Below are 6,169 nucleotides of genomic sequence, written 5' to 3' on the forward strand. Positions count from 1 at the left end.
TCCGAATGTCCTGGGGGGCAACGCTGCTGTATTCTTTTCCCTCAGGGTTCCCCTCACGGACCACAAACCCCGCTCCCGCGGCCCACCACACCCATCAAGCCGCCTTGAGTCCCTCGCACTGAGACTTAGGTGCCCGAGGCGGTTGTGGCGGTCCCGCCGTCGACCGGGACGATGGCGCCCGTCAGGTAAGACCCGGCCCGGCTGGCGAGGAATACGGCGACGCCTGCCATGTCGTCGTCGCGGCCGAGGCGGCGCAGCGGGGTCTTCGCCGCGATCGTGTCGCCGATGGCATCGATCGTGGCCGCCATCATCTGCGACGGGAACACTCCGGGAGCCACCGCGTTCACCGTGACGTGCTCGGGCCCCAGTTCCCGCGCGAGCACCCTGGTGAGTTGATGGAGCGCCGCTTTGCTGCTGGCGTACGAGTAGTTGGGTGCCGCGGCGACGTGGATGGCGGCGATGCTGCCGATGTTGATGATCCGCGCGGGATCATCGGCCGCACCGGCCCTCCGCAGTGCGGGCAGCAGTGCCTGCACCAGCCAGAACGGCGACTTGAGGTTGACGTCGAGCACCGCGTCCCAGGCCTCGGCCGGGAACGTCTCCAGCGGCTCGCGCCACATCGCGCCCGCGTTGTTGACGAGGATGTCCAGGCGTCCCGAATCGGCGGTGACCAGTTCAGCGAGGCGCTGGCACTCGTCGCGGCGGGACAGGTCGGCGGGGATTGCTTGAACGTCGCCGAATTCGGACAGCAGACGCTGTGCTTCCGCGCACGCGTCCGCCTTGCGTGAGCTGACGATGACGCGGGCGCCCGCCTGCAGAAGGCCGCGCGCGATCATCATTCCGATGCCTCTGGTGCCGCCGGTGACGAGCGCGTACTTTCCGCTCAGATCGAACAGGTCTGCGTGAGTGCCCACCATGGGTCGTCGTTCCTTTTGTCGGGGAAGCAAGTGCTGACCCAGGTTGACGGGATTCCCGGGCGGCTGGGAGACCCTGGCGATACAGGCACTGGGAGACCTCCCCTGCGCGGGCGCGGTGAGCGAAAGTGTCATATCCGGCGAATCGGGCGGCCCATTACCACACGCTTTGGCGGCTATGTCCGGCTTCTTCCGTTGCCTGGTTGAAGTCCTGGTGAATTCCCGGGTGGGCGACGTTCTCGACCAGGGTTTCTTCACTTTCCGCACGCATAATTCCGTCCCGGTAGTCCGAACGTGTGGCTGGAGGAAAAAGTGCCGGGGTCTGTGCGCGCCCGCTGGATCGGCGGTGGGGTCGCGGTTGCGGTCGTGGCGGCGGGGATCGCGTTCGCGGTCTGGCCGGACGGGGCTTCGGCGCAGGACCCGGAGATCCAGATCTCCCGGTCGGCCTGCGGGCAGGGCTGGGCGGATCCGCGGCCTGGGGTTCAGACCTTTCACCTGCGCAACACCGGAACCGTGACTGCCGAGGTGGATTTGATCGATCCGGCGACCGGTGTGGTTTACGGCGAGGTCGAAGGGCTCGGCAGCGGAACTGTTCGACCCATGCAGGTCACACTCGGCAATGGAACCTACGCATTCCGTTGCCTCCCTGAGGATTCGTCGGCGATTGTCGGGCCAACGGTCAAGGTGAGCGGTGGTGCCGAACGCGGTCCCGGTGTCGCGCCGGTGACGCAGAATGATCTGCTCGGGCCGTTGAAGTCTTATCAAGCTCATGTGACGCAAGGGCTCGGCCAGTTGGCCGCGGACGTCGGCAAGCTGAAGGACGCCATTCGGAGCAACGATCGCGGTGCGAGTCAGGCCGCTTGGCTTGTCGCGCATCTCGACTACGAACGGCTCGGTGCGGCTTACAATGCCTTCGGGGACTCGGACAAGGCCATCAACGGAACCGCCGACGGGCTGCCTGACGGAGTCAAGAGCCCGGACTTCACCGGCTTCCACCGGATCGAATCCGGCTTGTGGCACAACGAAGATCTCGCCGCCCTCGGGCCGGTGGCCGATCAGCTGGACAGCGACGTGCAGAAGCTCCGCAAGTCCTTTGCGGACAGTCAGGTCAACCCGAACGACCTCGGCCTGCGCGCGCACGAGATCGTGGAGAACACCCTGCAATTCGAACTGACCGCCCGCACCGATTACGGCAGCGGCACCAATCTCGCCACCGCGCGGGCGAATCTCGACGGGACGCAAGCGGTCCTCGACGTCCTGCGTCCGGTGCTCGCCCCGCGCTATCCGGCACTGTCCAAGGTGGACAGCTGGATGAAGCGCACCGAAGGCGCTCTCGACAGCGCCAAGAAGCCGGACAACTCGTGGACGCCGGTGAGCCAGTTGTCCGCGCCGCAGCGGCAGAAGCTCAACGGCGACGTCAGTGAATTGACCGAACTGCTCGCTCCGATCGCCGCCATCGCGGAGCCGAGGAGGACCTCGTGACGACAGAATCCTCCCGACGGTCCTTCCTGCGCCGCACGGTTGTGGGTGCGGGGATCACCGCGGCTGCCGGAATCGGAGTAACGGCCAGCGCGAGCGAGGAATCGCCTGCCACGGTTCCCTTCCACGGCCCCAAACAGGCCGCGATTCTCCGCCAGCCTCCGGCGCAAAGCATCATCGCGTCCTTCGACGTGGTCGCCGAAAACCGCGCCGAATTGACTGAGCTGTTCCAGGAAATCACCGACCGCGCGCGGTTTCTCACGAACGGCGGTGCTCCGGCCGCGCTCGGGATCACCGCCCCGCCCGCAGACTCCGGGGTGCTCGGTCCGGTGGTGCCGCACAGCGATCTCGGCGTGATCGTCGGCGTCGGATCGTCCCTTTTCGACGGTCGTTACGGGCTGGCCGACCGCAAGCCGAAGAAGCTCAAGCCGATGACCATGTTCCCCAACGACGCGCTCGACGCCCAGCAGTGCCACGGCGACCTGTCGCTCACGCTGTCCGCAGGGGACACCGACACCGTGCTGCACGCGCTGCGCGATCTGGCCCGCGCGACTCGCGGCGGAATGCAATTGCGCTGGAAGATCAACGGGTTCAGCTCGCCCTCGCGCCCGTCCGGCACCTCGCGCAATCTGATGGGCTTCAAGGACGGCACCGCGAATCCGGGCGAGTCCGAAATGGACCGGCTGGTGTGGGTGTCGGGCGCGGGCGAGCCCGCGTGGGCGACCGGCGGCAGCTACCAGGTGATCCGGCTGATCCGGATGCTGGTCGAGTTCTGGGACCGGGTCTCGATCGCCGAGCAGGAGAACATGTTCGGCCGCCGCCGCGACACCGGCGCCCCGCTGGACGGGGCGTCCGAAAAGGACGAACCGCAGTACGCCGACGACCCGATCGGCACCGTCATTCCGCTCACCAGCCACATCCGCAAGGCGAATCCGCGGACCCCGGAGACCGACGGCCAGCGGATCCTGCGCCGCGCGGTCAACTACGACCGCGGCGTGGACTCCAACGGCAACCTCGACATGGGCCTCGTCTTCACCTGCTACCAGCAGGATCTCGAGCGGCAGTTCGAGACGGTGCAGAAGCGGCTGATCGGCGAGCCGCTCGTCGACTACATCTCCCCGTTCGGCGGCGGCTATTTCTTCGCGCTGCCCGGCGTCACCGGTCCCAGCGACCACTTCGGCCGGGCGCTCCTCGCCTGAGGCGCGCCCCGATCCCCACCCGCGAAACCAGGAGGAATCCTCAGTGGACACAGCATTCGGCAGACGGCGCCGTCGCCTGCTCGGTGCGGGCGCGCTCGTCTCGGCGGCCGTGCTCGCGATCGTCACCGGCTCCGCGGCCTCGTCCGCGCAGGCCCAGCCGCTGCACCAGCTGCCCGCGTCGTGGCTGCCCACGCTCACCCCGATCAAGCACGTCGTGGTGATCTTCGGCGAGAACATCTCGTTCGACCACTACTTCGGCACCTACCCGAACGCCACCAACGAGGACGGCACGCCGTTCCAAGCGGCGAAGCACACGCCGAAGGTCAACGGCCTCGACGACAAGCTGCTGACGCACAACCCGAACGCGTACAACCCGAAGCGGCTCGGGCCGGACAAGGCGCTCACCTGCGACCAGAACCACAGCTACGGCGCCGAGCAGGCCGCGTTCAACGGCGGCAAGATGGACAAGTTCGTCGAGAAGACCGAGACCGACAAGTGCAAGGGCCAGCCGGTGCTGTTCGGCGAGCCGGGCCTGGTCATGGACTACTACGACGGCAACACCGTCACCGGCATGTGGAACTACGCGCAGCACTACTCGATGGGCGACAACTCGTTCAACACCGTCTTCGGCCCGTCCACCCCGGGCGCGCTCAACCTGATCTCCGGGCAGACGCACGGGATCCAGGCGGTCGACCCGGTCACGCACGAGCCGAAGAGCGACCCGTACGTCGTCGCGTCGCCGGACGAGAACGGCGTCGGCACCGTGATCAACGACCCGGACCCGGCGTGGGACGACTGCTCGGACAAGAACCACACCGCCAACGACAACCTCGGCGCGATGCAGGGGCGCAACGTCGGAGACCTGCTGAACGACCGGCACGTCACGTGGGGCTGGTTCCAGGGCGGCTTCAAGCCGACCGGCACCGAGAACGGCTACGCGGTCTGCGGGCAGAAGCACGCGAACATCGGCAATCAGTCCTCCGTGGACTACAGCCCGCACCACCAGCCGTTCCAGTACTACAAGTCCACTTCGAACCCGCACCACCTGCCGCCGTCCTCGGCGCAGGCGATCGGGCAGACCGACCAGGCCAACCATCAGTACGACACGAGCGACTTCGACACTTCGCTCAAGGCCGGTTCGATGCCCGCGGTGAGCTTCCTCAAGGCGCCGGAGTACCAGGACGGGCACGCGGGCTATTCCGACCCGCTCGACGAACAGCATTTCGTCGTGGACGAGATCAACAAGATCCAGCAGTCGCCGGAGTGGCGTTCGACCGCGATCGTGCTCGCGTACGACGACTCTGACGGTTGGTACGACCACGAGAACTCGAAGATCGTCAACGGTTCTCAGGACGCCTCGCAGGACCAGGCCGTCTGCACCGGCAAGCCGACCGGTCTCGGCGGGCACGCCGACCGCTGCGGCTACGGCCCGCGGCTGCCGCTGCTGGTCATCTCGCCCTACAGCAAGCCGAACTACGTCGACCACACCCGGACCGACCAGACCTCGGTGCTGAAGTTCATCGAGGACAACTGGTTCTCCGGCCGGGTCGGCGACGGCTCGTTCGACACTCGCGCGGGCGGACTCTGGAACATGTTCAACTTCTGGTGGCCGCAGGCGGGCAAGCTCCCGCTCGACCCGAAGACGGGTGCGCCGACCGGGCGGAACTAGCTCGCGGTTCGCGCGGAAGACCGAAGGCCATCGGGTTTCGACCCGGTGGCCTTCGGGCGTTTCCGGGGCCGGTCTCCCAGTCCGCTCAGCGGGAAACCGCGTGCGAATACCGCGATACTGGAAATTTTCCAGAGCGCGGGAACTGTGCGCGCAGTCGCGGATTGGGTACTGAAGGTGTTCGGGAACCGACCGGGAAAGCACCGGCCGCCGGACAGGAATGGAGTCGCGCTGCGCGGACCCTCACTCGACACGATAGGGTAATCGGAGGCACATCCTGTAGAAGGTGAAGGAACGCGAATCATGGCGCAAAAAGTCCTTGTCGAGATGGTGGACGACATCGACGGCAGCATCGCCGAACAGACCGTCCCGTTCAGTCTCGACGGCGTGAGCTACGAGATCGATCTGTCCGAAGACAACGCCGCCGCATTGCGGGAAGAGCTCGCCCGTTACGTCGCCGCCTCGCGCCGGGTCGGCGGGCGCAAGGTCCGCATGGCCGCCGGGCAGGCCCCGCGGCCGGCTTCGACCGCCGCGGACCGCGAGCGCAACAAGGCGATGCGCGAGTGGGCCGAGAACAACGGTTTCACCGTGTCCGACCGCGGCCGGCTCCCGGCCGAGATCGTGAAGGCTTACGAGGAGCGCGACACCGAGGCTCCGGCCAAGCCGGTTCGCAAGCGCGCGACGCGCAAGAAGGCCAGCGCCTGAGCGTTCTTTTCGGGAGCTGTGCCGCGGGGGCCGCGGCTAGTCATCAGCGGTGAGGGCGCCGCCGGGATTCCGGCGGCGCCCTTCTGGCTGTCCGGGGGGGAATAGCGCATTCCCCGCACCGGGACGATGAGACGTCCGTGAAGGGCTCCTTGAGGGAATCAGATTCCCTCAAGGAGCCCTTCACGGACTGCTGCGGCAATGCCAGG

The 6,169-nt window shown here is 67.0% G+C and carries 5 protein-coding genes; 4 read left to right on the top strand and 1 reads right to left on the bottom strand.

What is annotated here, in order from left to right:
- Nucleotides 1–125: 125 nt before the first annotated feature.
- Nucleotides 126–917 carry an SDR family oxidoreductase gene (locus ABZX37_RS49135; RefSeq protein ID WP_354751236.1) on the bottom strand — a complete coding sequence of 264 codons (792 nt, stop codon included), beginning with the start codon at nt 915–917 and terminating at the stop codon, nt 126–128.
- Between the two features lie 309 nt (nt 918–1,226).
- Between ABZX37_RS49135 and ABZX37_RS49140 the strand changes: the two genes are divergently transcribed.
- The 4 genes from ABZX37_RS49140 (at nt 1,227) to ABZX37_RS49155 (ending at nt 5,963) form a co-directional block, all read left to right on the top strand.
- On the top strand, nt 1,227–2,396 hold the full coding sequence (locus tag ABZX37_RS49140; protein ID WP_354751237.1) for an EfeM/EfeO family lipoprotein: 1,170 nt from the start codon (nt 1,227–1,229) through the stop codon (nt 2,394–2,396).
- On the top strand, nt 2,393–3,592 hold the full coding sequence (locus ABZX37_RS49145) for a Dyp-type peroxidase (RefSeq protein ID WP_354751238.1): 1,200 nt from the start codon (nt 2,393–2,395) through the stop codon (nt 3,590–3,592). Before ABZX37_RS49140 ends, ABZX37_RS49145 begins: the two co-directional genes overlap by 4 nt.
- A gap of 43 nt (nt 3,593–3,635) precedes the next feature.
- A complete protein-coding gene (locus tag ABZX37_RS49150) occupies nt 3,636–5,261 on the top strand; it encodes an alkaline phosphatase family protein (protein ID WP_354751239.1) in 1,626 nt (541 codons plus the stop codon).
- A gap of 300 nt (nt 5,262–5,561) precedes the next feature.
- Complete coding sequence (locus tag ABZX37_RS49155; RefSeq protein ID WP_344271835.1) at nt 5,562–5,963, top strand: Lsr2 family protein; 402 nt, start codon at nt 5,562–5,564, stop codon at nt 5,961–5,963.
- Nucleotides 5,964–6,169: the final 206 nt, after the last annotated feature.

It is taken from the genome of Amycolatopsis sp. NPDC004079 (assembly GCF_040610415.1).
In the GTDB taxonomy this organism is placed as follows: domain Bacteria; phylum Actinomycetota; class Actinomycetes; order Mycobacteriales; family Pseudonocardiaceae; genus Amycolatopsis; species Amycolatopsis halotolerans.

What these genes read in the sequence shown, in the direction of transcription:
- ABZX37_RS49135 (WP_354751236.1), bottom strand. Translation starts at nt 917, where the DNA reads ATGGTGGGCACTCACGCAGACCTGTTCGATCTGAGCGGAAAGTACGCG.
- ABZX37_RS49155 (WP_344271835.1), top strand. Translation starts at nt 5,562, where the DNA reads ATGGCGCAAAAAGTCCTTGTCGAGATGGTGGACGACATCGACGGCAGC.